Genomic DNA, 23,569 nt, shown 5'->3' with positions numbered 1-23,569 from the left:
AAGCAACCTAATCGTTCTTTTAAGCCATGTTGTGATAAACTTCGTCCACATCGTCAATATTTTCCAACCACTCTATCAGGGCTAAGTTCGACTTTCCAGCCTCTTCGTCACAGTCAACTAACCGCAACGGAACATAGATCATCTTCTCTTCGGAACAAATTACGCCTTTAGCCACTAAAGCTTCTTTTACAGAAGCTAGTTCTGAGGGATCACAAAGAACTAAAAAGAATTCTTCCTCTTCACAATCTAAATCTTCTCCCCCACAATCAATCACATGTGTTAGTAGGGAAGCTTCATCAATAGAATTCTTGGGGACATAGCACACCCCTTTACGAGAAAAATTATATAAAACGCTTCCAGGCTCTACCAAAGCCCCTCCACGCTTATTCACAGCTACACGCATATCCGAAGCTGTACGATTCTTGTTATCGGTCATAGCTTCAACAATGATCCCTACTCCCCCAAATCCATACAACTCATAGGTAACTTCTTCGTAATTCTTCTGATCCGCAGACGAAGCTTTCTTTAAATTACGCTCGATATTTTCACTCGGAATATTTTGATCTTTGGCTTTTTGAATAACCATTCGCAAACGAGCGTTTGACTTAGGATCTGGCCCTCCCATTTTTACTGCCGAAATTAACTCTTTAATCGTCCGAGAAAAAATTTTCCCCTTCTTATGATCTGCGCGTTCCTTTCGGTGTTTAGTATTGGCCCACTTACTGTGTCCCGCCATGCTTCTTACCTATAGCTATTCATTATCAGGAAATTCCTGATCTTATTTATCATTCAATTCCGCGCCTCCACAAAGGCGGGCTTTTTCAAAACAGAAGTCCTGATGACGCAACCATTTTACACAAAAGAAAGTTTCAGCTCTATATGGAAAACTCAAAGTACCCTTTCCATCGTAATTTTGGCTAAATATCCTAACTCGTCCTTATAAAACGTCTTCTGTCTTCCTACTTCCACAAATCCAAATCTTTCATAGAGATGGATAGCCGGATTTTCTTCATAAACTTCTAGATACACGAGTTCTAACTTTAACTGAGTCTTTCCTAGATGTAGCAAGTTATTCAACAAAGCAGTACCGATACCTTTATTGCGGAATTTTTCTCCTACAATGATAGACAATAAGCTATGATGAGACACCTTAATGTAAGGATTGAGTATAAGAGTTGCTACACCAGCAACCTCTCCATTGTATACAGCAGTTAAACTACTGCGGCATCGGTAAAAGCTTACCCAAAAATTCACACTATCTCGAATTTCAGCCTCAGTTTTTAAAGGAAACCCTCGAAGAATTTTTGGATCATTCAACCAAAGACGCATATAGTGTGCGTCTTCAGGAACCGTATAACGAATCTCTAGTAATGGATCACGCATAGTAGTCATGTAATCTCTCCATAATCAGCCAGATAAGCCTTGATAAAAGCATCTAAAAGCTCGCCATCCATCATAGCTTGAATATTGCCTACTTCATATCCTGTTCTTACATCTTTCACTAAGGTGTAGGGTTGAAACACGTAATTACGAATTTGGGATCCCCAGCTGATTTCTTTTTTATTTTTTCTATCTATATTTTGTTTTTCTAAACGTTCTTGTAACAATTTCTGGTAAATTCTAGCTCGAAGCATATTCATGCATGCTTCGCGATTTTGAATTTGACTACGTTCATTTTGACAGGAAACCACAATCCCTGTTGGGAAATGAGTAATGCGTACTGCCGAATCTGTTACGTTCACGTGTTGTCCTCCAGCTCCGGAAGAACGATATGTGTCAATACGAATGTCTCCAGGCCGAATCTCAACTTCTATTTTATCATCAATCTCCGGGAACACTTCTACCGAGGCAAAACTTGTATGTCGTTTCGCATTACTATCAAAAGGAGATATCCGTACCAAACGATGAACCCCAATTTCTGCCTTAGCATAACCATAGGCATACTCACCTATGAACTTCAGCGTGATATGCTTAATGCCTGCAACTTCTCCATCCAATCGATCTATTACCTCTATTTTCCAACCGTGACTACTTGCCCATCGCGAATACATTCGCGATAATATGTCTACCCAATCGCACGACTCCGTACCTCCAGCTCCTGCATTGATGGATAGAAAACAGGCATTCCGATCTAATTCCCCAGAAAGAAGTCTAAGAGTCTCCCATTCTGCAATCTTTTTTTCACAGAAAACAAATTCTTTTTCTAACTCTTTTTGTATTTCTAAATCTTTAGAAAAATCTTCATCTTCTAAAAAGAATTTTATATTGCTAATTTTATTTTTTAATTCATCATAATTTAATAATTGTTGTTTTAATCGAGCGATCCTTTCAGAAATCTTGCCAGCACTAACAACATCATCCCAAAAGCCATCTTGCATCGCTTGCTGCTCTAACTCTTTTAACTCATTTTCCTTTTTTTCTGGGTCAAAGAGACCTCCGAGCTAAAGACAAGCCTTCAAGCAAAAGTTCCAGTCGTTTGTCAAAATTTTCATGCATAATCGTTAACCTTTAGCAAAGTATCTACCGTAAAACTTTTCCTGCAGGAAGAGTTTTTCCTCGTTATTTTTCTATAATTTTGTGATAGCAGCAATAGCCAAAAACACTCTCATAGTAGCATGATCTTCTCTTAGGGATCAATTTCTTGCACATACTCTGCAAATAAATCGTTTTCTCATCCAGCTCCTCTCTCCCTTTCAAACAGCTTATCTATGTTTTTTACTTTGACGATAAACCTTATTAGGGAATAAAAGAGTTGCGAAGGAAGAGTCGTAAACTTTTCTTATCACCTTCTTTAACTGGGAGTCACTCATGAGTCAAAATAAGAACTCTGCTTTCATGCAGCCTGTGAATGTATCCGCTGATTTAGCTGCGATCGTCGGCGCAGGGCCAATGCCTCGCACAGAGATTATTAAGAAAGTCTGGGATTACATTAAAAAGAATAAACTTCAGGATCTAACGAACAAACGGAATATCAATCCTGATGATAAATTGGCGAAGGTTTTTGGTTCCAAAGACTCTGTAGATATGTTTCAAATGACAAAATTAGTTTCTAAACATATTGTTAAGTAAAATAGAAATTGACTCACGCGTTCCTCGTCTTTAAGATGAGGAACAAGTTAGTTTCTTTTGTTTGTATTTGTGAGCATTACACCTTTAATAGCTATTGCAGCAGCTCCTCTTTTGACATGGGGATGGGCTAATCATGTGGAGCCGAATCTACTGAAAGTGACGCGCTTGAATTGGAAGCTTCCTAAAAAGTTCGCTCACCTCCATGGTCTTCGCATTGTGCAAATTTCGGACTTACACTTAAATCACTCAACACCTGCTGGTTTTCTAGGAAAAATTTCTCGCAAAATTTTTTCTTTATCTCCAGATATTCTTGTCTTTACAGGGGATTTTGTTTGTCGTGCTAAAGTGGAGACTCCAGACAAGCTAAAAACTTTTCTATGTTCCTTAAATGCGCCTCTAGGATGTTTTGCTTGCCTTGGGAACCATGATTACGCCACTTATGTTTCTCGTGATATTTATGGGAAAATTAACACGATTCCAGAAACCAGTAGTAAGCCTTTAAAGCGAGCATTTGTCTCTATTTACCAAAGCTTGTTCTCCTCCTCTCGGAATGAATTTGCTGAAACATTTAATCCACAAATTCCTAACCCTCATCTAGTAAGCATATTGCGTAATACACCATTTCAACTCTTGCATAACCAAAGTATAACACTTCCAGATATGGTAAATATTGTTGGAATTGGTGACTTTTTTGCTAAACAGTTCGATCCAAAAAAAGCTTTTACTAACTATAATCCCACATTACCTGGTATTATTCTCTCCCATAATCCCGATACGATTCACTATTTGAAAGATTATCCAGGAGATGTTGTTTTTTCCGGTCATTCTCACGGCCCCCAAATCTCTCTTCCCTGGCCCCAAATTGCGAATACTATAACAAATAAGCTGTCGGGATTGGAAAACCCAGAGCTGGCTCGGGGACTTTTTACTTTCCCCCAAGAAAAAAGGCTCTTGTATGTAAATCGAGGACTGGGAGGCTGGAAACGTTTGCGATTCTTCTCTCCTCCGGAAATTTGTGTAATGAGGTGTCTCTATGAACCTTAGTTGTTCCCTTGTATTGTTAGGAGGGGGAAAAGGAGAGCGTTTTCATTCTTTCTCCCCTAAGCAATACGCAAATCTTTGTGGGGAGCCGCTAATTCTTCATGCTTTGCACGCCTATCAACGTCTTCCTTTCATTCAAGAGATCGTCGTTGTCTGCGAAAAACGCTATCAAGAACTTTTTTCATCTTATCCAGTGAAATTTGCTTCACCAGGAGCCTTACGTCAAAATTCTGTTTTTTCTGGATTACAACAGGTTTCTCTGCCCTGGGTATGTGTACACGATGGTGTGCGCCCTTTTGTCTATCCTGATGAAGTTGCCGAAGTCTGTTCTGCTGCAACCCAAACAGGAGCGGCCGCTCTTGCAACGCCAGCAACCTATACAATTAAATCTCGTAATCCTGTACGCACTTTAGATAGAGATGCCTTAGCAGTCATTCATACGCCCCAATGTATCGATACAGAAATACTTAAAGAAGGCCTTCTTCTTGCTGACATTATGGATTTTACTCTATCCGATGATACCGAAGCTGCAGAATTACTTGGTATAGAACCCTCTTTAGTATTCACTAACCGAGCGCAAATCAAGGTTACTTATCCGGAAGATCTCTTGTTTGCTGAAGCTTTCCTAAACCAGTCTTATGCTCACAAATAAATCTTTTAAACAAAAAAAAATCGTTTTACACATTGCGTACCAAGGAACTTCTTATTCTGGTTGGCAACGCCAACCCAATGCACTTTCTATTCAAGAAGTTCTAGAAACTATCCTCTTAAAAATCTCCGGAACATACATTCCCATCACATCTTCTGGCCGCACAGATGCGGGAGTTCATGCACAAGGACAAGTCGCTCATTTCTTGTGTCCCAATCACGTGCATTTTTTTGATCCAGGACACATCAAAAAAATGCTAAATGCCCTTCTACCCTGTGATATTGTCATAAGGGATGTCGTGATCACCGATGAAGATTTTCATTCCAGGTTTTCTGCAATAGCTAAAGAATATCACTACACACTATCACTGCTTCCCAAACCCCTCCCTCATCACAGATTATTTTGTTTTAGTCCTCGTCATAAACTGAATCTAGATCGCATGCGAGAAGCAACCCAATACCTAATAGGCACACATGACTTTGCTTCTTTTGCTAATCTAGGGAGAGAATATTCTTCTACTACACGTACCCTATATACTTTAGACCTACTAGAGCAAAAAGATCTTGTTACTGTGGTTTGTAAAGGTTCTGGATTTCTTTACAAAATGGTACGCAACATTCTAGGTGCCCTCCTAGATGTCGGAAAAGGAAAATATCCTCCAGAATATCTTTCAGAAATACTCGAAAAAAAAGATCGTAGAAAAGGTCCTCCCTCAGCTCCTTCCTATGGACTATCTTTACACCACGTGTGCTATCCTGCCCCCTATCAGTGGTTCTGTAAACAGGCGCATATCGTCTCCAATGAAGAATAATAGTAATACTTTCTTTCTGGAAATAAAGATGCAGCCTTCTCTAAAGGCAGTGCTGCGTTTACTGCCACCATAGTCGCTGGAACTCCAGCTAACGCCTGTAACCCTTTTAAACTATCTTCAAACCCAATTACCCTTTCTCCATCTCTTACAAATTGCTTCCAAGCCAATACATAGCTATCTGAAGCCGGTTTAGGACGAGAATAATCTTCTCTTGTTATCCAAAACTGCATGCACTCCAAAACAGAATGTTCTGCGCGAATACGTAAGGTATCTTCTTTAGAAGAATTCGTAATAACCCCCAAAGATTTCCCTTCTAACAAAGAAAGTAGTTGTTCAACACCTGGCATTAAAGATATACGTTCGCTAAGTAAAAGCTCTCGATAACGGCAATCCCTATCTGAAAAATAACGAGGAAAAAAAGCTTGTGTCTGAGGGAAACGCCTAATCAAAGCTTCTTGAAACTTCTCACGACCCAGCATGGCCAAAGAATAATATTGGCTGAAAGATAACTCGATGGAGACTCCATATCTCTTCCAAGTCTCTAAACAAGCTTGATAAAACAGAGGCTCCGAATCAACCAATAAGCCATCTAAATCAAAAAACCAAACTTCATAAGCGTCAATACGCATGCTTCCGCACTCCTTTCGAAGAAAAAAGTACTAGATCTTGTACTTTTTTTTTAACAAAGATATAAACCTATTCCACCTTGTGAAAGAATTATGAGCCGAATTCTCATCCTTTTTTTAAATATTTCAGGACTCTTATCAGGATGCTCAGAACCTCCTCGATCTTCTCATATAGAGGCGGCACGCATCACAACACAAAGCTCTGGTTCGCTCATTCTCTATCCTTCAGTAGAAACTCAATCTGTTCCTACATATGATTGGCCAACTCCTAAATCTCCAGTTATTACAGACTATTCATTTCATTGTCATGGCACATCCAGCTCGCTAGATACAAAAGAAACTTTGATCTTTGACTGTAATGGAATCAAGCACTTAGCTAAACCATTTTCTATCCACCCGCTCCTTGTTGCCATCGTCCAACACATCCATCATCAAATCCCTGTCACTATTGAAGAGGGATACTGTTGTCCTATGCACCACAGGTTTCTTCAAGCCTCAGGATCAGCTGTATCAAATAAGCATTGTCAGGGAAAGGCTGCTATCATTTCCACTCAACATCCCATTTCTAGTCAAATGCTTGCTCCAATCCTTGCGAAACTATACAAGGGGCCGCCTCTTCCATCAAAAACGCTAATCCTATCTGAAAATACGATTGAGAATGAAGACTTTATTATCACTTTTAGTTTTAGAAACAATAAACCTGCCCTAATCATAGAAATTCTCGATGAGTAAAAACTTATTCTCTATGTATTTTCCTTAACAAAAAAACCCGTTCTCTCTTATACTCTGCCCCCGTAAGGGTGTTGCCTGTCGGAAGGGGGATTCGAAATCTTTCTTCTGCTTTTAGAATTAAATGGTTGTGCCGGCGTGGCGGAATGGTAGACGCGGTAGACTCAAAATCTACTCTTAGCAGTAAGGTGTTGGTTCGAGTCCAATCGCCGGCATTAATCGTTTTTTTATGTTGCCAATAAATACTTAGGGATCCTTCCTTAAAGAGAACGCTAATTGGCATCTTTGTGTATGGAAAGGCTTGCTCTTCTCCCTTTATTAAAAAAAAAGAAAGGGTTCTTTTTGTCGATTCTAGGTCTTACAAGAATCGAATCCTCCCTGTCCCCCCAAGAACTTACTAAAGTATTACAGCAGAAAAAAACTCTTCTATCTTGTATAGAGAAAGTCGACGATCAAATAAAAAAAATTCGGAATAGTTCCTCTCTGCTAACACTTCCTCAAGAAATATGTGAAGAACTAGAAGAAATACGCTCTGTTATTCATAGCATTCTAGAAACAGACAAAGAAAACTATTCTATAAGAAAAAAAGAACTGGGAACTTATGCCAAAAATCGACGTATGTGATTCTTGCGTTTCCAATAACGAGCTTTTAGAAATTCGTGCACGAGTAACACAATCTTACAGAGAAGCTCAGACTATCCTTATCTCGATCCCTGATGGAATCCTTTTGCTGGCAGACTCGGGAGAAATCTTAATTTGTAATCCCCAAGCTCGAGCTATTTTAGGAATTCCAGAAAATATTCAATTAGTCAAACGGACATTTCATGATTTTTTCCCAGATACTTTTTTCGGATTCTCAGTACAAGAAGCTTTGGAAAAAGAAATTCCTCCCAAAACTATCCGACTAACTCTATCTCAAAAACTTTCTCATAAAGAAGTCGAGGTTTTCGTGAGGAAAAACTCCTCCAATGGCTTTCTCTTCTTACTCATCCGAGACCGTTCCGACTATCGACAATTGGAACATGCGATTGAAAAATATCGTAGCATCTCTGAGTTAGGGAAAATAGCTACTACTCTGGCTCATGAAATTCGCAATCCCCTAACTGGAATTTCTGGATTTGCTACCATCCTAAAACAGGAACTTTCTTCAGATCGTCATCAGCGTATGCTAAATGCTATTATAGAAGGCACTCGCTCTTTGAATTCTCTAGTCTCTTCTATGCTTGAATATACTAAAATACAGCCTCTCAACCTCCGCTCTATAGATTTACAAGCTTTCTTCTCCTCCTTAATCCCTGAACTTTCATTAGCTTTTCCTTCCTGTACCTTCAAACGAACTCTCCTATCTCCTATGCTGCATTCGATAGATCCTGATCGCTTGCGATGCGTAATATGGAATCTTGTAAAAAATGCTGTTGAAGCCTCCAATGAAGAAGTCTTTCTCGAATTACATGAAAGAGGATTTTCTGTAACAAATACTGGAACACTCCCTGTAAATGTCCAAGACAAACTCTTCATCCCATTTTTCACAACAAAACCTCATGGCAATGGCTTAGGATTAGCAGAAGCCCACAAAATTATGCGAATGCATGGGGGAGATCTCATCGTCTCGAATAAAGATAACCTAATCACATTCACTATCCTATGGACTCCCATTTGATAAGCCGTCCCTGGATTCTAAACTTCTCATCTCTTAAAGACCCATGTCGATAGAAAACATTCTTATTATTGATGATGATCCACATATCTTAGCCCTTTTATCAGAACTTCTGGAAGCTAAAGGGTTCTCTGTTTTCTCAGCTACAGGAGTAAAGCAAGCTTTTAAGCAAATCCATGCTCATCGTTTTGATCTAATCATTTCAGATATGAATATGCCCGATGGTTCGGGCTTGGATATTATTAAACATACCAAACAGCATCATCCTCAAACACCAATCCTTGTTATCACTGCTTTTGGAACAATTGAAAATGCTGTTGAAGCAATGCGATTTGGAGCCTTTAACTATCTTACTAAGCCATTCTCTCCTGAAGCTCTTTTCACCTTAATTTCTAAAGCAGAAGAACTCCAGTCTTTACAGCAAGAAAATCTATTCCTCCAATCTCAAGGATCTTCTATTTCTCATCCTCTGATTGCAGAAAGCCCCGCAATGAAACAGCTTCTAGATAAAGCACGAAAAGCAGCGAATAGTTCAGCAAATATTTTCGTACATGGAGAATCTGGATGTGGGAAAGAAAATCTTTCCTTTTTCATTCACAAACACTCTCCCCGCTCTACTAAACCCTATATTAAGGTTAACTGCGCAGCTATTCCTGACACTCTTTTAGAATCTGAGTTTTTTGGACACGAAAAAGGAGCTTTTACTGGAGCAATAACAAAAAAAGTAGGAAGATTCGAACTCGCTCACCAAGGGACTCTATTATTAGATGAAATCACAGAAATTCCTACTCATCTGCAAGCAAAACTATTACGAGCAATCCAAGAGCAAGAATTTGAACACATTGGAGGGACCAAAACCCTTCCTGTAAATATTCGTTTTCTCGCAACATCTAATCGCAATCTCCAGGAAGCCATAGAAACAAAAATTCTTAGAGAGGATCTTTATTATCGACTTAGTGTCATCTCTTTACACATTCCTCCCCTTCGCAATAGAAAAGAAGATATCTTACCCTTAGCCCGCTACTACTTAGAAAAATTTTGTAAAATCAACAATAAACCTATCAAAACATTGTCTAAAGAAGCTCAACAAAATTTTTTAGATTACCCTTGGCCCGGAAATGTCCGTGAACTCTCTAATATTCTTGAACGCACTGTAATTTTAGAAAATGATCCTCTGATTACCTCATCTATGTTATCTCTTCTTTAGCCATCCTGAATTAAGGAGTTTTTCTTGTATTTCAGACGCAATTCTGGTAACCTCGTGTCCTTCTTCCATGCACCGATAGCTCAACTGGATAGAGTACCTGGCTTCGGACCAGGTGGTTGGAGGTTCGAACCCTCTTCGGTGCGAATTCTTTGGAAATCTTTTCAATTTTACTTCTTTGATATAAGCGATTTTTATAATCCTTTCGCTACGTTCAAGATTGTAATTTTATGAATACCTTCTCTCCAGATTCTCAGTATCTCTTCGATCCGATTCGTTGTAAACGGGTCTCTGCTCTCCCTGAGGAAAATGTTAGGCAAACCCTACTCTCCTTTCTTACTCAAGAGCTTGCTTATCCTCCTAAGCAGATTATTGTAGAAAAAGGAATCAAATCTTTCTTATCAACATCGCAGCATCCCTTCTCAAAAAAAATACGAGGAAGAGCAGACATCCTTGTTATTTCTCCTTCTTCTTACTTTCCTCCAGGAGAAAAGCCTTTCTGCTTTTCCTCTCCTAAACCATTATTACTTATCGAATGCAAAGCGAAAACAATCACATCACGATCCTTCAATCAACTAATCAGTTATAATTATTTTATAGGGGCTCCTTGCCTTTCCTTAATTAGCCAAACCTCTCAACTTACTGGTTTTTTATCCCCCAAAACAAAAACATTCGCTTTTTTCCAGGGAATTCCTTCATATTCTCAACTTATGAATTTCTATATAGATGCGTTTTCATGCAAATCACCTTGCCCGGAGTCGTTTTAGCCCATTCTCCTTCTGAGAAACAACATGTGATTGCCAAGATTTTTTCTCCAGCAGGGCTTGTTTCGGCTTTTGCTAAAAATGGATCTTCTCTATCTTGCGACTTTCGAGAATCGCTGCTCCCTATTTCGTTTAGCCTCTTCACTATTCAACATACTCCTCCGAAAATAAGAAAAGTACTGCAAGGAGAACTCAAAGATCCCTTCTCTGCTATCAAAAATTCTTACCCCCTTCTGCAAAGCACAGGGAAAATGGTGCAAGCTATTCTCAAAACCCAATGGCATGAAAAGCCCTCTCCCCATCTCTTTTCTCTTTTTCTAAACTTTCTTCAACGTATTCCAGAAACACCACATCCTCAATTTTTTTCTTCTATGTTCCTTCTCAAACTCCTACAACATGAAGGAAGCCTTGATTTGTCTTACTCCTGTGCATCATGCAAAATCTCTTTAGATTCTACGACCATTTATCGTTATGAAGGAGAACTCTTTTGTGAAAAACATGCTCATGAAGAAACTATTCCCTTTAGCTTAAAGGAAGAGCAAATCTTGAGAGCGATTGTAAAAGCTAAAAAATTTCAAGAACTGATGTGCTTGGCGGAATTCCCTCTTGGTATCGACTCTAAAATCGATACGCTATTTTCTTCTATCCTCTCAGAAAAGCTCGAACTGCCTTCTAAATGACAAAAGAAATTGTTTAGCTAACGAAGAAAAATAGTCCCTCCGTTACAAGTTTCTACGTGAAAAGTTAGTGTGACAGGAGACTCTCCTACTAAAGAATTTCGAAAAACTTTTTCCAAAAACCTCTTCCTTTCTGAATTAATGCCCCCTCAGCAATCACTTTGCTTTTCATATCAATCTGGGTGTAAACAATCACTGCAACGTCTTTAGGTAACAAAATTGTGATAGGTTCCTGCTCATTGCGAATGAAAATCGAAGAATTTTTTTTCCAATCTCCTCGAAAATCCAAATCCATCCTGCAAGAAGTACAAGACAAATTTATAGAGGAAAGCTCTGGGCAATCCCCCTTTATTTTCGAGCGAAGCAACCCAAAAGATCCCTTATAAACTACACTTTCTAGTTTAGGAAAACTTCCCGTCATATCGAATTGTACACGCTTTTTTCTCTCAGCATGAATTTCCATTGTCTCCATATCTGGATATTTTCCAGAGAAAACAAACTTCTCCATATAAAACTGCTCTTCTTCAGCGAGAAAATGTGCGCTGAAAACAGGTAGATTGAAAGCTCCAAAAAAGATGGTTAATAAACAGATTAATATATGCACAACAATGACCCCTCTTCTCTCGATCTTGACAGAAACAAAGATCTACGCATTTCAAGATAACTTATGCAAGAAAAAATCTATCGACAGAATACTAGAAAGACAAAAAGATTATCAAAATGAAAAATAAAAGTACCGAGGGAGAGCGAGGATCTTGCGAAAGAGGGGACTCGAACCCCTAAGGAAAGCTCCACTACCACCTCAAGATAGCGCGTATACCAATTCCGCCACTTCCGCAAAAGAACGAACAAGAGAGATTAGCTTACTCTGATTGTGCCCTTTACTACAAGAAAAAATCCTCCTAACACATCTTTTCTATTTCTTTTAAAGAAAAAGCTTCCTCTTCTACAAAACACTTCTCTCTTTTACCATGTTGGCTATGATCCATGTTTGAAATAGTTTCCAAGAGTTCTATCACTTTTTTGTAAAAAATTCTTTAATATGAGACACTTCCCATTTCAATGATATCAACCAAAATACTATGCGCTGTTCCGCTTATTGCTCCGCCTCTGCTTACCACCTACACGTTCTCTTTCACCTTCTGAAAGCGAACTACCCCTCAGTTTTATCCCGAGAATACGTTCTAATTTCTTCAGAAGAACTGGACGAAAGCGATAAAGCTGCGGTTTTTTTCCCATTTGGGGTTTGTGTATTCTGGGGATGGGAAGAATCTGAAGAGTTCCAAGTTATCCGTGCTATAGCTTCGGCAGCTGTCGACCCTCTCCCACATCCAGAAATTGATAGTTATGATTTCCATTACGGAGAAAAGCTGCAAATACGTCGAGACAGGCTCGTTCTCACCAACTCTAACTTAAATATCAAACTTGCGATCTCCTTCGGATTAGCTCAGTCTATCAAGCTTACAGTTTTTGAAGAGACAATTTACAAAACAGTTGAAAACTCTAAATCTTTACCTCAAGAACTTGCTTTTAAAGGGAAAATTTCTCTCTCTCGTAAAACTATTGCAAAAAAGATTGGCGAACTCTTTCTTGATAAAGCTTCCGTTAATTTACACTCCGATATCCTCGATGAACCAGACTTCTTCTGGGAACATCCAGAAACACAGCCATTTTACATTGATGTTTTGACCTGCCTTGATGTAAATGCCCGCGTGAATGTACTTAATCATAGACTCGCCATACTAGGAGACGTCCTCGAAATTTTAAATGATCAACTCAACTATCAACATTCCTCTGCTCTAGAATGGACTGTGATCTGGTTAATAGCTTTAGAAGTGCTCGTCACTCTACTTAAGGACGTATTTAATATCATCTAAGAGTCATGAACACATCCTGGATCAAAACATTTTTCCGAGGGCTTATCCACTTGTATCGTTGGACCATTTCCCCTCTTCTAGGCATGCCTTGTCGGTTTTTCCCTTCCTGCTCTGAATATGCTCTTATCGCATTGAAAAAACTTCCCTTAAAGACAAGTCTTCTTCTAATTATAAAACGCTTATTAAAATGTGGCCCTTGGCATATCGGAGGGATTGATCTTGTCCCAGAAACCTCTCTTGAAGAATATCTAGAATCTCCTAATACCTTTCCAAAACTCCCTGACGACACGAATTCTCCACTCTAACGAGAAACTTTTCAGCGTCATGCGCTTCTTTGGGCAATAATTGGACAAAACGCTTCAGCTCAGAATCTGAGAATTCATGTAACACCCAATCTGCATCATGCACTAATAAAAGAAGAGCTGCTAAAGGTTCTTGTCTGTCTACATAAGCTTTGAGAAAAACCCGTCTTTGACAGTCAGAAATTGCTGTTTTACGATTTTCCAAACGACATAAAGAAAAAAACAATTCTTCTCCTCCCTGGATGACCATCCTTGCTAAAGAGGCCACAGATGAAGCCTTCATTTCTGCTCCGAACAAGAGCGAACGGACATAAAGAAACTCGGGAAGATGACAAAAGCGATATAAAATATCTTCATTTATTACTCCATTTTCCCAATCGCGAACTAGAATACGAAAGAACCCTTGTGAAGAAAAAGGAAACCTCTCTGTGTGTAAATAACGGTGAATCCTTGAAAATTCCTGATCATCAATATCAGGAAGTAGCCAAATATGCTCAGGACTTTTTAATTTGATGAAAGTTAGTGGACGCGTCAACATTGGTGTGATATCTATACAATATTTTTGTATACCCAATCCTAAAGCCCATAATTTTAACGGATGACCGAAAACCAATTGCTCTTCATTCAACAACGCAAGAAGATCAAGCAGAGATGCTTTTTCTAGTCGATCCAAAATATCTTCAGGAATTTTCCCAATTCGTGAACTTTTAGCGATGAGATTTCCTGGGAAAACATGCAGTTTATACATGTCTTTTCTAAATACAGTCGAATAAATCAATAGCAACAGTAGCACATTAACGAAAGAGCTAAGAACAAGTGCCTGCTTTAACCACTTAATTGTTTTTTTACTTTGCATAAACCTAAGGCTCCTCCCTTCCCCCTTCCATAAAAAATACCTACACCCCCTCTTCCTCAAAACACTTGCTACTATACACGGCACTTCGTAAAATCTACCAAAAAAAAGCTGCATCTGCTCATGCTCGTTCCTTTATCCCTATTACAAAAATTTTTTTCTTCTCCTCTCTCTGTTAAAGATATTTTAGAGGCTTGTGATCGTATTGGGATCGAAGCGGAATGCCCAAACGTGTTTCCGGATTCTTTAAATAGCGTCGTTACAGGGAAAATTTTGAGTACCTCGCCGCACCCCGATGCAGAACGTCTTTCTGTTGCGATTGTTTTTGACGGAGAAAAAGAACGCCAAATTGTTTGTGGAGCCCCTAACTGTCTTGCGGGAATCATTGTTCCTGTTGCCTTACCCGGAGCTAAAATCCGTAATACCTCGGGGGAAGTTACTACTATCAAAAAATCTAAAATTCGTGGTCTAGAATCACAAGGCATGTGTTGTGGAGCTGATGAATTAGGGTTTCCACACTTGCAAAAAGGAGATCGAGGGATTTTTGAATTTCCTCAAAATACTCCTTTAGGAGAAAGTGCCTGCCTTTTACTCGCTGGAGCTTCCTTGGAATGCTCTCTAACGCCTAACTTAGGTCATTGTGCCTCTCTTCTTGGCCTAGCACGAGAAATCTCTTTCTTATCGCCTACCTCTCTTTCTATTCCCGAAGAGTTCTCTTTTACTCCTCTTCCTTTAGAAAACTGCTCTAACAGTGCGCATGACCTTACAGCTTGCCCTGTCTTCTATTCAGTTAAAATCTCTGGATTATCTTGGAAACCATCTCCTGACAATTTACAAGCGGCATTGATTGCTCTCGGACAACAACCTCTGAATGCTGTTATAGACATCACAAACTATGTGATGCTTTCTTTGGGACAACCTTTACATGCTTACGATAGTCAGGCTATTGACCAAAAATCTATTCATGTAACTACCGTAAAATCTCCCGAATCGTTTACTTTTCTAAATAAGGAAACGCACTTTCTTCCAGAAGGCGCTCTTGTTGTTGCCGACCAACATAAAATCTTAGGATTAGCAGGAGTAATGGGAGGCGCAGCATCATCTTTTTCAGAAAAGACGACGGAAACCATTCTGGAAGCAGCGTATTTTGTTCCCCAGTCAGTGAGAAAGTATCAACGCACTATTCAGCTTCACACGGAAGCTGCTTATAGATTTACTAGGGGAGTAGATCCTCAGGGAGTGTTGCCAGCACTGTATGCGGCTATTCATATGATCCAAGCTCTTTTCCCTGAGGCACAAATTTCTCCTATTCAAAAACTCGGAGAATGCGAATCCCATCCTTTATCTCTTAGTATTCGTCCTAAAATCATCAAAAGAATCCTTGATGTTTCTTTGTCTCCCCTGGAAATTGCAGAGAAGCTCTCATCATTGGGATTCCGTACTACAGCAGAAGAAGAGACCGTTCGTGTGGAAGTTCCTTCTTATCGTTATGATATTCAAGAAGAGACTGATCTTGTTGAAGAAATCTGTCGAACAACACCTTTCATTCAAAAAACGCAAAAAATACTCCCTGTCTATACTCCGATCTATGCTTTAAAACGTGCACTGACCTCTTTTCTAGCAGATGGAGGCTTACAACAATTCTTCACCTGTTCATTGCTGGATACGGAAGTTGCTATGCTCTCTTTACAAGAAAGCTCTCTAATTCCAATACAGGGATCTGCCATGAAATTACGAGATTCTCTTCTTCCCGGGATGTTGAAAAGTGCTGCAACTAACCTTAATAGACAAGCTCCCTACGTATATGCGTTCGAAATTGGAAATGTATACTCAAAGGAACAGAATCGTTATAAAGAAGAAGAACATATTGCCATACTACTCACTCAACAAGCAGTAGATGATTCCTGGCAAGGGCGAACTCCTCTCTCTTTCTATACAATCAAAGGTTGGGTTGAAAAACTATTAAATCACATAGGGACAACAATAGAAGATCTTACTGTTCAGCCTAGTCAACATCCTAATTTTCATCCCTATCAGCAGGCTTCTCTTTATCACAAAAAGCAATGCTTAGGTATCTTTGGAACATTGCATCCTCAATTATGCAAAAAAAGCCAAATCAAATATGGAGTAGTCTTTGCAGAGCTTTCGTTAAATGGCCTTCTATCTTTGAAAAAGAAATCTGAACAGCAATATGTCCCCTATCCAGTCTATCCAGCCTCTTCCAGAGACATTACAATTACAATGGATAAGGATGTCCCCGCGGATCACATACGTAAAGAACTTTTAAGTTTCGAATCTAAATGGCTTGAAAGTGTTCACATCGTCAGTGTATACCAAGGGAGAGACTCCACATCTCAAAGTAAAAACGTTTCTTTTCGGATGGTCTTCCGTGATCAGGAACGCACATTGTCCGGGCAGGAAATAGAAGAAGAATATAATCGTCTAATCTCACTACTTGATAAGAAATCAGCCAACATAGGAAAAGGCAACTCATGAAGCGTTTATTTTTTATCTGTGCCCTAGCCCTCTCTCCTCTAACATACGGAGCAGTTCAAAAGGATCCTATGTTGATGAAAGAGACTTTTCGCAATAATTACGGCATTATTGTTTCTAAACAAGAATGGAACAAGCGTGGATGCGATGGATCCATCACTAAAGTATTTAAAGATGGAACGACGACCATAGAGATCTATGCACAAGGAGCTCTTCATGGAGAGGTTACACGAACGTTCCCCCACTCAACTACTCTAGCTGTTGTAGAGACCTATAATCAAGGGAGACTTATTTCTAAGAAAACATTCTTCCCCAATGCTTTACCTTCTCAAGAAGAGGTTTACCATGAGGATGGATCCTTCTCACTGACTCGTTGGCCAGACAATAATAACTCCGATACAATCTCGGATCCTTGTTTCACAGAAAAGACTTATGGAGGCAGAGTTCTAGGGGGTCGTTACACCTCTTTTAATGGGAAATACTCTTCAACAATTGTTAACGGAGAAGGAACTCGTTCTACGTTTTCTTCGAACAGTGTCTTGTTAACAGAAGAATTTTTCAGCGACGGTGTAATGGTCAAAAAAACAACGTTTTACTCGAATCGAGAGCCTGAAACAATCACTCACTATGCTGATGGATATCCTCATGGGATGCGGTTTACTTATCTTCCAGGAGGTATTCCTAATACTATTGAAGAATGGCGATATGGCCATCAAGATGGCTTAACTATCCTGTTTAAAAATGGCTGTAAGGTAGCGGAAGTCCCATTCGTACGCGGAACAAAAAATGGGATCGAACTCCGATACAATGAGAAAGAAAATATTGCCGAAGAGATTTCTTGGCAGCACAACATTTTACATGGAGTCCGTAAAATCTATGCTGCAGGAGTATGTAAATCAGAGTGGTATTACAAAGGCAAGCCTGTCTCACAAACAAAGTTTGAACGATTAAGTGCTGCCAGATAATTCTTTAATCCTTGGGAGCTCTATGACACGTGAGTTCTTTGTTGTTTCTCCAACATCTAAGAGCTTGTTAACTCAGGCCTGCTCCCAGGGGCTTCCTATTGACAAATATCCCCCCATTCAAACCATTGCATATTTTCAAGGAGACTCTATTCTTCGTGTAAAGCTTTCTCCTGCCCCTATATTCTCTTGTTTGTTTCTTGGTCCTGGAGCACACAAAGCTATGGAGAGGCTTATTCTTTGGTGCGAAGCTTACGCCAAGAAAATCCCTTCTCCCCTCATCTCTTTACCTCGATCTATCTTCTCTTCAAGAGAAGCAAGCAGTTATTTTAAATGCAGTAAGTAAAATCTCTTTTGGGACTCGCGATACATGTCAAGAGATAACTAAGAAGACCGGCATAAAAGCAGAAGAAGTGCTCCTCGCCTGCAAGAATAACCCCTTACCGCTTCTTATCCCCTGCCATCGAGTGCTTGCTATATATGACTACCCTTGGGGAGAAGCTTGCTATAAAATCCTATGTCAGTTCGAAAGCATCCTCTAACCTTGCATCTTAGGATCTAAAGCATCTCGAATTCCATCCCCAATGATCGCTATCGCCATTAATAGTAATGTCAACATAATAGCAGGAGGCCATAAAATAGCACTTTCAGAAGGAAATGCTGTTACGCCTTCCCTTAAAAGATTCCCCCAAGATGCTGAACTTTCTTCTCCTAACCCTAAAAACGTTAACCCAGCCTCACAACTAATCATAGCCATCATAGAGAAAGGCAATAAAGAAATGACCGGAACAATCACATTAGGAAGAATCTGATGTACCATAATGTGGTAATGACTGTAACAAAGATTTGTCGCAGCTAAAACATAGCCTAAGTTTCTTTGTTTTAAAGTTTCTATACGAACATAGCGACTAATACTAACCCACCCAAAGCAACCTAATAAAACCGAATCAAGTATCAAAGATTTTTTTTGTGTGATGGCAACCACAAGCATGAGAATAAATAGCATGGGCATGGTTTCCCAAATTTCAGTCACCCGCGACAACAACATATCAACTTTGCCACCAAAATACCCGGATAATAAACCAACAACAATCCCAATAAACAAGGCTATGGCAACCCCCAACCCTCCAACTACAATAGCTATCCGAATGCCAAAAATGAGAGAAGCAAGTAGGTCCTTTCTATTCACACGCGTGAGCTGCCACCAATGAACATATTTGTTCATTTCTCGAGAGCCGCCTGCATCATCTTCCCAATGAAAATTACTAAGTAAAGGATTCAAAATCATTTGAACCTTTTCTGATTCAGTCTCTATCCAAGATCGTTTATCAACAATAAAAGCAATGGAATTGTTTAAGGCTTCTCTCTCCTCTAAAAGATTACGAACAAAAGCCAGGCGTTGTCGCAAAGGAGCTTCTTTAGCTTCAAGAGCTTCATATGCTACACGCAACTCTTCTTGAGGATGTTGCTCATATATAGCCATGTTCAAAGCATGTTCCGAGCGAGCTCTGGTCATTAAGTATGGCCGATAATCTTCAAGAAGAGCTCCCCATCCCTGAAAACCTTCCGGATAAGAAGCTTGTAATTGATCGATTTTGTTCTTTAAAAAACGCAAGCTTGCGGCTTCATTTTTCATTTCTAGAAAACGAAGCGTAGGCATCGGAGATTTCTTAAAAATCTCGTATGCTTCCCTTTGCTTTTCCAAAAGATCATGCTGCTGCTTACGGTACTTAGATTTTATCAAGATGCTCAGCTGCTCATACTTACTCATGTAAGCGCGCTCGCCTTCCCAAGTCCGAGTTTTCTTAGGGATAATGGGCAAAAACCCTGATTTCGAAACTGTTGAAAAACTTTTTTGAATATGTTCAGCATGCTTTTTCTTCAGAATCTTATCTTGACAAGGATCTTGAATTCCCCCTCGCAAAGCAAAAGAAAATATTACAATATGAATACCAGTAACTACACCTAAAAAAACTTTCTTTCCAATCCCATGTACATAACGCATCCCCAAAACAAAAAAGGGCAAGGTAAACATCAACACATTAAAAAATAAGTCGATAGGTTTAGTATAAAATCCTGGGAAAAGTAGATATCTAAACAAAGGAGAAAACCATTCTCCTTGCCAACGAACAAGTATCGGTTTGCTACAAGCAAATAGAGGAGCATAAACACCGATAAGCATAAGTCCAGCAAAGAACTTCAGTGCTATGGAAGGCAGTATTCGCTTATGATATACACGAGAAAACCTTTGATAAAAGGTTCTAGGTTCGCTCATCTTACACCTTCCTTTCTTCTAATTGAACACGAGGATCAAGAAGAACATAACAAATATCCCCTATTAGATACCCAATAAGGGAAATCACAGATCCCGTGATAACTGAAAACATCACTACATTGTGATCACGATTCAAGATTGCCTGGTAAAAAAATTTGCCGAATCCATCAATATCAAATAAAGTTTCTACAACTAAAGCCCCCCCAAGAAGAGCACTTAAAGAAGAAGCTAAAGAAGTGATCAACGTTGCCGCGGAATTTTTTCCTACATGCCGGACCAAGATATCGTACTGGGGAATTCCTCGCGCTCGAAGAGCTGGAATATAATCTTCACCTAGCACCTCTAAAAATACAGCACGACTCAACCGAGACTGCGCAGCGAAAGCCCCGTAGCTAACTGCACAAAATGGAAGAAAACTATGCAAAACAATATCTATGAGCTTCTCAGAAGATGTCATTTCTTTGAATATCTCAGGAGAAGAACACAACCCACTATATGGCATAGAGATAGAAGTAAAAGGAACAGTCTTGTTCAAAACGAAATTATCAATAATCCAAGGAACAGCAACAAAAACAGGAATGGAGAACAGAATTAAAAAAAGAAAATTCAGAAGATGATCCATCCATTGGTTTTTATTGACAGCCATGATCATACCGAATACTTGGCATAATATAAAAACGACTATCATAGGGAGAAGGGATAAAATAAGTGATGACCCTAACCGCTTAATCACTTCAGAAACAACAGTCTTGTGACAATCGTTCCGTAATGTACCAAAATCCAATCTAATGATCCGAGAAAGATACTTTGCAAAACGCGTCTCTAAGAAAAAAACCCTCCAAGAGTTCCCCGGCATAAGGGTCTCCTTTCCACCTTGTTGCTCGACCCATGCTTGTAAAGCAGCAACCTTAACCTCGATATCATCTTCTTTGAGTAATCGTACCAATTCAGCATTACTCTTAGATATTTTCTGATTATATTCTCGATGTTCCGGTAATAGATGCGCACCAACTATCCCTTGACGAATCCCTCCTCGGATAAATAAATCAGCAGCAACGTGGCGATAAACATCCGGTTGAGAAGTATCTTCCGCTTCTGCTAGTAACGTGGGCATAATAAATTTGGCACAATCACCCCAATATACTTTGATATTGGTTACACAACCCGTATTATTTTTTTTATGGATAGTTCCATCAATAATCTCCTGGATCCCAGCACGCAATTCAGCCCGAGAGATATGAGTCCGCGTATTAAAAAAAATGGGAAGCGTTAGCCCATAGTGTTCTCTAAATTGTAAATAGCGATCTGGGCCTTTATACGTGCGAATTTTGTCCGATCGACCTGCTTCACCTTGAGCATCAACACTGTGTTCCTCAAGAATATCTCCTGGTGCAGCATTAAGAATCACGAAGTTTACAGAAATAATTGCAAACAGAGTCAGGGGAATCAAGAGTAGCCGTTTTAGGATATAGCGGAACATCGCCCCTCCTCTTTATCCACCCACATCATAGATAAATTGACTGTTTCATCTTGAGCTCCAGGAATCAAATCTGGATGTTCCTTAGGAATAAAAATATTTTTCACATATTCCTTATGGACTAGGGAATATTGTCTGGTATATAGGAAGGCATAGGGAGCTTCCTCATGAATGACTTCATGGAAGCGGTGATATAACTTCTGCCGTTTATCAGAGTCATACTCATAACTCAGTTGTTCTATGATGCGATCTGCCTCTTCGTTACAGAAACCTACAGCGTTTGCAGACCCTTTCTCCAAAGCGCCTTCTGAATGCCATAAGGAACGAGGATCTTCTGGGGGAGTCCCCAAGCACCATCCAGAGAGGATAGCATCAAAATTCTTTTCTTCTAAAGCCTGTGAATAGTCAGCCATATCCAGCCCGAGTAGGCAACATTCGATACCTACCTCCTTACATACCGTAGCAACATATTCAGCAATAGTTCGTGCTGTCACACTTTTCACATAGTAGCACAGCCGGAATCGGAAAGGCACAACTACTCCATCTATTATCTTCTCTCGAATCCCATCTCCATCAGCATCAATCCATCCTTCCTCTTCTAACTTACGCGAAGCTTCTTCTGGAGAGTACTGCCATCCTTCGACGTGTCGATTGTAAGATGGAGAACAAAGAGCAAAAGGACCACTGACTGAAGAACCTCGACCATCCAAACATTGCTCAATGATCCGTTCTCTATCAATCAACATATTCATTGCTTGTCGAGTTGCACGGCTTTTAAAGAAAATAGAAAGACAATTCCATCCGATATAAGAGTAGGAACGGTCTGAAGAATTTTTCTCCAAAATAGCCTCTCCCCTAGCAGCCTGCTCTTTATAGGCAGAAGTTTTCATAAAACTGGCGAGATTTTCCACATGATTAGGAGGGAAGTATGCAATATCTACCTTACCTGCTTTGAAATCTTGGAAAAGCGCATCCGTACTATCCTTCATATAAACATATCGCTTCTCTACAAGCGCTGCGAGAGGATTATAATAATTAGGATTTCGAACTAAGGTTATCTTCTCATCATCCATACCAGCAAAACGGAAAGCTCCACAGCTTACAATGTAATTGTAAGCCCAGTGTGAAGAAAAATTTTGAGCCCATACAGAATCTTGTCGATAAGTATCTGGATCCGAATCATCTTGAATAATCTTCTCCCCATTCGCAAAATACTGATATACAAAACAAGGTAACGGTTGAAGAGCTAATGTATTCGCAAAAGCAGAGTACAGCACTTTTTTCTCTTCTTCCCTTTGCTCATTACAAATAGTATGAGCGCGCCATCGTACTACTAGCTTCAAATCACTTTCTACCTGAACAGAAACAATATCTTCAAAATACGATCGCATAGCCACAGCACGCATTTCTGCCACATAAGGATTCATGACCACGTCATAGTAAAATTTCACATCATGAGCGGTTACGGGATGTGGGCGTAAAAATGTATCTGCTAGAACAACATTTTTTGGAAAAAGAGTGGGATCTATCGGCTCCCAAAACATATTTGGTCGTAGATAAACATGAAATTCTTTATCCCCAGATCCATCTTGGACATAATGCTCTTCCACTTTCAAAGCTAGGCTTGGGGCAAACTCTTCGTATTTACCAACATGTTCCACAGCTAAAGTGGGCACACACAGTTCATAGAACCGAACTATATTGACAAAACCATTAAAAGGACTCAGATTATCAGGACGCCCTACTTGAGCAGTGCGAACAATACCTTTCGGCACAAAATCTTCCTTTAATAGTGAAGGGATCACTTTCTCAACATAAGGATCTTCAGATAACAGATTAGGGTACGAAGGATCTCCACAATCTTTAAATGTATTTGCTTCTAAAGGCGTGTGAAAACTCGCAGAATGAATAAGATTTTTTTGTTGATTCGAGATCCTAACTAACTCGAGAACATCTTCATGTAAATTTCTTAATTCTTTTTTGATTAACTTAACATCTTTTTCAAGCAAATCAGAAGACCAATACAACAGAAATAGGGACAGAACTAATGCCGTTCGTATAATTTTATCTACCATGCGTTGTCTCCTCTGTTCGCTGAAAACG

Annotated in this window: 22 protein-coding genes, 3 tRNA genes and 2 pseudogenes; 17 read left to right on the top strand and 10 right to left on the bottom strand. The window is 39.6% G+C overall.

The window, feature by feature from the left end:
• Nucleotides 1-19 precede the first annotated feature (19 nt).
• The 3 genes from IJ490_RS02410 to prfB form a co-directional block, all read right to left on the bottom strand.
• Nucleotides 20-736, bottom strand: a complete 717-nt coding sequence (locus IJ490_RS02410) for a YebC/PmpR family DNA-binding transcriptional regulator (RefSeq protein ID WP_291893213.1) — start codon at nt 734-736, stop codon at nt 20-22.
• A 152-nt stretch (nt 737-888) separates the two neighbouring features.
• Nucleotides 889-1,392: a GNAT family N-acetyltransferase gene (locus IJ490_RS02405; protein ID WP_291893210.1), complete on the bottom strand. Its 504-nt coding sequence runs from the start codon at nt 1,390-1,392 to the stop codon at nt 889-891.
• Nucleotides 1,389-2,496, bottom strand: a protein-coding gene (gene prfB / locus IJ490_RS02400; protein WP_291893207.1) for a peptide chain release factor 2 whose coding sequence is annotated in 2 segments (ribosomal slippage) — nt 1,389-2,433 and nt 2,432-2,496 — 1,110 coding nt in all. Because the reading frame shifts where the segments join, the coding sequence is not laid out codon by codon here. Before prfB ends, IJ490_RS02405 begins: the two co-directional genes overlap by 4 nt.
• Before the next feature lie 312 nt (nt 2,497-2,808).
• On the opposite strand from prfB, the gene IJ490_RS02395 reads away from it, so the two are divergent.
• From IJ490_RS02395 to truA, 4 genes are read left to right on the top strand one after another with little or no spacing between them, the layout of a single operon-like run.
• Nucleotides 2,809-3,069 carry an SWIB/MDM2 domain-containing protein gene (locus IJ490_RS02395; protein WP_291893204.1) on the top strand — a complete coding sequence of 87 codons (261 nt, stop codon included), beginning with the start codon at nt 2,809-2,811 and terminating at the stop codon, nt 3,067-3,069.
• A gap of 57 nt (nt 3,070-3,126) precedes the next feature.
• Nucleotides 3,127-4,113, top strand: coding sequence for a UDP-2,3-diacylglucosamine diphosphatase LpxG (gene lpxG / locus IJ490_RS02390; protein ID WP_291893201.1), 987 nt, complete (start codon nt 3,127-3,129; stop codon nt 4,111-4,113).
• The gene (ispD, locus tag IJ490_RS02385) at nt 4,103-4,762 is read left to right on the top strand and encodes a 2-C-methyl-D-erythritol 4-phosphate cytidylyltransferase (protein WP_291893199.1); all 660 of its coding nucleotides are present in this window, start codon (nt 4,103-4,105) and stop codon (nt 4,760-4,762) included. Before lpxG ends, ispD begins: the two co-directional genes overlap by 11 nt.
• Nucleotides 4,749-5,570 carry a tRNA pseudouridine(38-40) synthase TruA gene (truA, locus tag IJ490_RS02380; protein ID WP_291893196.1) on the top strand — a complete coding sequence of 274 codons (822 nt, stop codon included), beginning with the start codon at nt 4,749-4,751 and terminating at the stop codon, nt 5,568-5,570. The genes ispD and truA overlap by 14 nt, the downstream gene beginning before the upstream one ends.
• Here truA and IJ490_RS02375 read toward each other — a convergent pair.
• Nucleotides 5,525-6,199, bottom strand: a complete 675-nt coding sequence (locus IJ490_RS02375; protein ID WP_291893193.1) for an HAD family phosphatase — start codon at nt 6,197-6,199, stop codon at nt 5,525-5,527. The two genes, truA and IJ490_RS02375, sit on opposite strands and share 46 nt — an antisense overlap.
• A gap of 90 nt (nt 6,200-6,289) precedes the next feature.
• On the opposite strand from IJ490_RS02375, the gene IJ490_RS02370 reads away from it, so the two are divergent.
• The 8 genes from IJ490_RS02370 to recO all read left to right on the top strand — a co-directional run bounded on the left by IJ490_RS02370 (nt 6,290) and on the right by recO (nt 11,230).
• Nucleotides 6,290-6,928 carry a hypothetical protein gene (locus IJ490_RS02370; protein ID WP_291893191.1) on the top strand — a complete coding sequence of 213 codons (639 nt, stop codon included), beginning with the start codon at nt 6,290-6,292 and terminating at the stop codon, nt 6,926-6,928.
• A 129-nt stretch (nt 6,929-7,057) separates the two neighbouring features.
• A tRNA-Leu gene (locus IJ490_RS02365) sits at nt 7,058-7,140 on the top strand.
• A gap of 76 nt (nt 7,141-7,216) precedes the next feature.
• Nucleotides 7,217-7,549 carry a hypothetical protein gene (locus IJ490_RS02360; RefSeq protein ID WP_291893651.1) on the top strand — a complete coding sequence of 111 codons (333 nt, stop codon included), beginning with the start codon at nt 7,217-7,219 and terminating at the stop codon, nt 7,547-7,549.
• Complete coding sequence (locus IJ490_RS02355; protein ID WP_291893189.1) at nt 7,527-8,585, top strand: histidine kinase dimerization/phospho-acceptor domain-containing protein; 1,059 nt, start codon at nt 7,527-7,529, stop codon at nt 8,583-8,585. The genes IJ490_RS02360 and IJ490_RS02355 overlap by 23 nt, the downstream gene beginning before the upstream one ends.
• A 43-nt stretch (nt 8,586-8,628) precedes the next feature.
• Entirely contained in the window at nt 8,629-9,789 is a 1,161-nt protein-coding gene (locus tag IJ490_RS02350) for a sigma-54 dependent transcriptional regulator (RefSeq protein WP_291893187.1), read from the top strand.
• 69 nt (nt 9,790-9,858) lie between these two features.
• Nucleotides 9,859-9,932, top strand: a tRNA-Arg gene (locus IJ490_RS02345).
• A gap of 84 nt (nt 9,933-10,016) precedes the next feature.
• Nucleotides 10,017-10,553 (top strand): type I restriction enzyme HsdR N-terminal domain-containing protein, encoded by a 537-nt coding sequence (locus tag IJ490_RS02340; RefSeq protein ID WP_291893185.1) that lies wholly within the window; start codon nt 10,017-10,019, stop codon nt 10,551-10,553.
• Entirely contained in the window at nt 10,523-11,230 is a 708-nt protein-coding gene (gene recO / locus IJ490_RS02335; RefSeq protein WP_291893183.1) for a DNA repair protein RecO, read from the top strand. The genes IJ490_RS02340 and recO overlap by 31 nt, the downstream gene beginning before the upstream one ends.
• Before the next feature lie 17 nt (nt 11,231-11,247).
• On the opposite strand, the pseudogene IJ490_RS02330 reads toward recO, so the two are convergent.
• Nucleotides 11,248-11,855: pseudogene (locus IJ490_RS02330) on the bottom strand (hypothetical protein).
• Nucleotides 11,856-11,983: 128 nt separating this feature from the next.
• Nucleotides 11,984-12,065 (bottom strand) — tRNA-Leu (locus IJ490_RS02325).
• 244 nt (nt 12,066-12,309) lie between these two features.
• On the opposite strand from IJ490_RS02325, the gene IJ490_RS02320 reads away from it, so the two are divergent.
• A complete protein-coding gene (locus tag IJ490_RS02320; RefSeq protein ID WP_291893181.1) occupies nt 12,310-13,104 on the top strand; it encodes an RMD1 family protein in 795 nt (264 codons plus the stop codon).
• A gap of 5 nt (nt 13,105-13,109) precedes the next feature.
• Entirely contained in the window at nt 13,110-13,409 is a 300-nt protein-coding gene (yidD, locus tag IJ490_RS02315) for a membrane protein insertion efficiency factor YidD (RefSeq protein ID WP_291893179.1), read from the top strand.
• Here yidD and IJ490_RS02310 read toward each other — a convergent pair.
• Nucleotides 13,363-14,262 carry a hypothetical protein gene (locus tag IJ490_RS02310; protein ID WP_291893177.1) on the bottom strand — a complete coding sequence of 300 codons (900 nt, stop codon included), beginning with the start codon at nt 14,260-14,262 and terminating at the stop codon, nt 13,363-13,365. The genes yidD and IJ490_RS02310 overlap by 47 nt on opposite strands.
• 120 nt (nt 14,263-14,382) lie before the next feature.
• Between IJ490_RS02310 and pheT the strand changes: the two genes are divergently transcribed.
• The 3 genes and pseudogenes from pheT (at nt 14,383) to IJ490_RS02295 (ending at nt 18,256) form a co-directional block, all read left to right on the top strand.
• Nucleotides 14,383-16,755, top strand: a complete 2,373-nt coding sequence (gene pheT, locus IJ490_RS02305; RefSeq protein WP_291893175.1) for a phenylalanine--tRNA ligase subunit beta — start codon at nt 14,383-14,385, stop codon at nt 16,753-16,755.
• Nucleotides 16,752-17,717: a toxin-antitoxin system YwqK family antitoxin gene (locus tag IJ490_RS02300; protein WP_291893173.1), complete on the top strand. Its 966-nt coding sequence runs from the start codon at nt 16,752-16,754 to the stop codon at nt 17,715-17,717. The genes pheT and IJ490_RS02300 overlap by 4 nt, the downstream gene beginning before the upstream one ends.
• A gap of 22 nt (nt 17,718-17,739) precedes the next feature.
• A pseudogene (locus IJ490_RS02295) lies at nt 17,740-18,256 on the top strand (MGMT family protein).
• On the opposite strand, the gene IJ490_RS02290 reads toward IJ490_RS02295, so the two are convergent.
• Genes IJ490_RS02290 through IJ490_RS02280 form a run of 3 tightly spaced genes read right to left on the bottom strand, consistent with a single transcriptional unit; the run spans nt 18,253 to nt 23,541 of the window.
• Entirely contained in the window at nt 18,253-19,989 is a 1,737-nt protein-coding gene (locus tag IJ490_RS02290; protein WP_291893171.1) for an ABC transporter permease, read from the bottom strand. The pseudogene IJ490_RS02295 and the gene IJ490_RS02290 sit on opposite strands and share 4 nt — an antisense overlap.
• Before the next feature lies 1 nt (nt 19,990).
• Entirely contained in the window at nt 19,991-21,469 is a 1,479-nt protein-coding gene (locus IJ490_RS02285) for an ABC transporter permease (RefSeq protein ID WP_291893169.1), read from the bottom strand.
• Nucleotides 21,451-23,541: an ABC transporter substrate-binding protein gene (locus tag IJ490_RS02280; RefSeq protein WP_291893166.1), complete on the bottom strand. Its 2,091-nt coding sequence runs from the start codon at nt 23,539-23,541 to the stop codon at nt 21,451-21,453. The genes IJ490_RS02285 and IJ490_RS02280 overlap by 19 nt, the downstream gene beginning before the upstream one ends.
• Nucleotides 23,542-23,569: the final 28 nt, after the last annotated feature.

It is taken from the genome of Chlamydia sp. (genome assembly GCF_017472245.1).
Taxonomy (GTDB): domain Bacteria; phylum Chlamydiota; class Chlamydiia; order Chlamydiales; family Chlamydiaceae; genus Chlamydia.
This window is presented reverse-complemented; position numbering and strand designations above follow the sequence as displayed.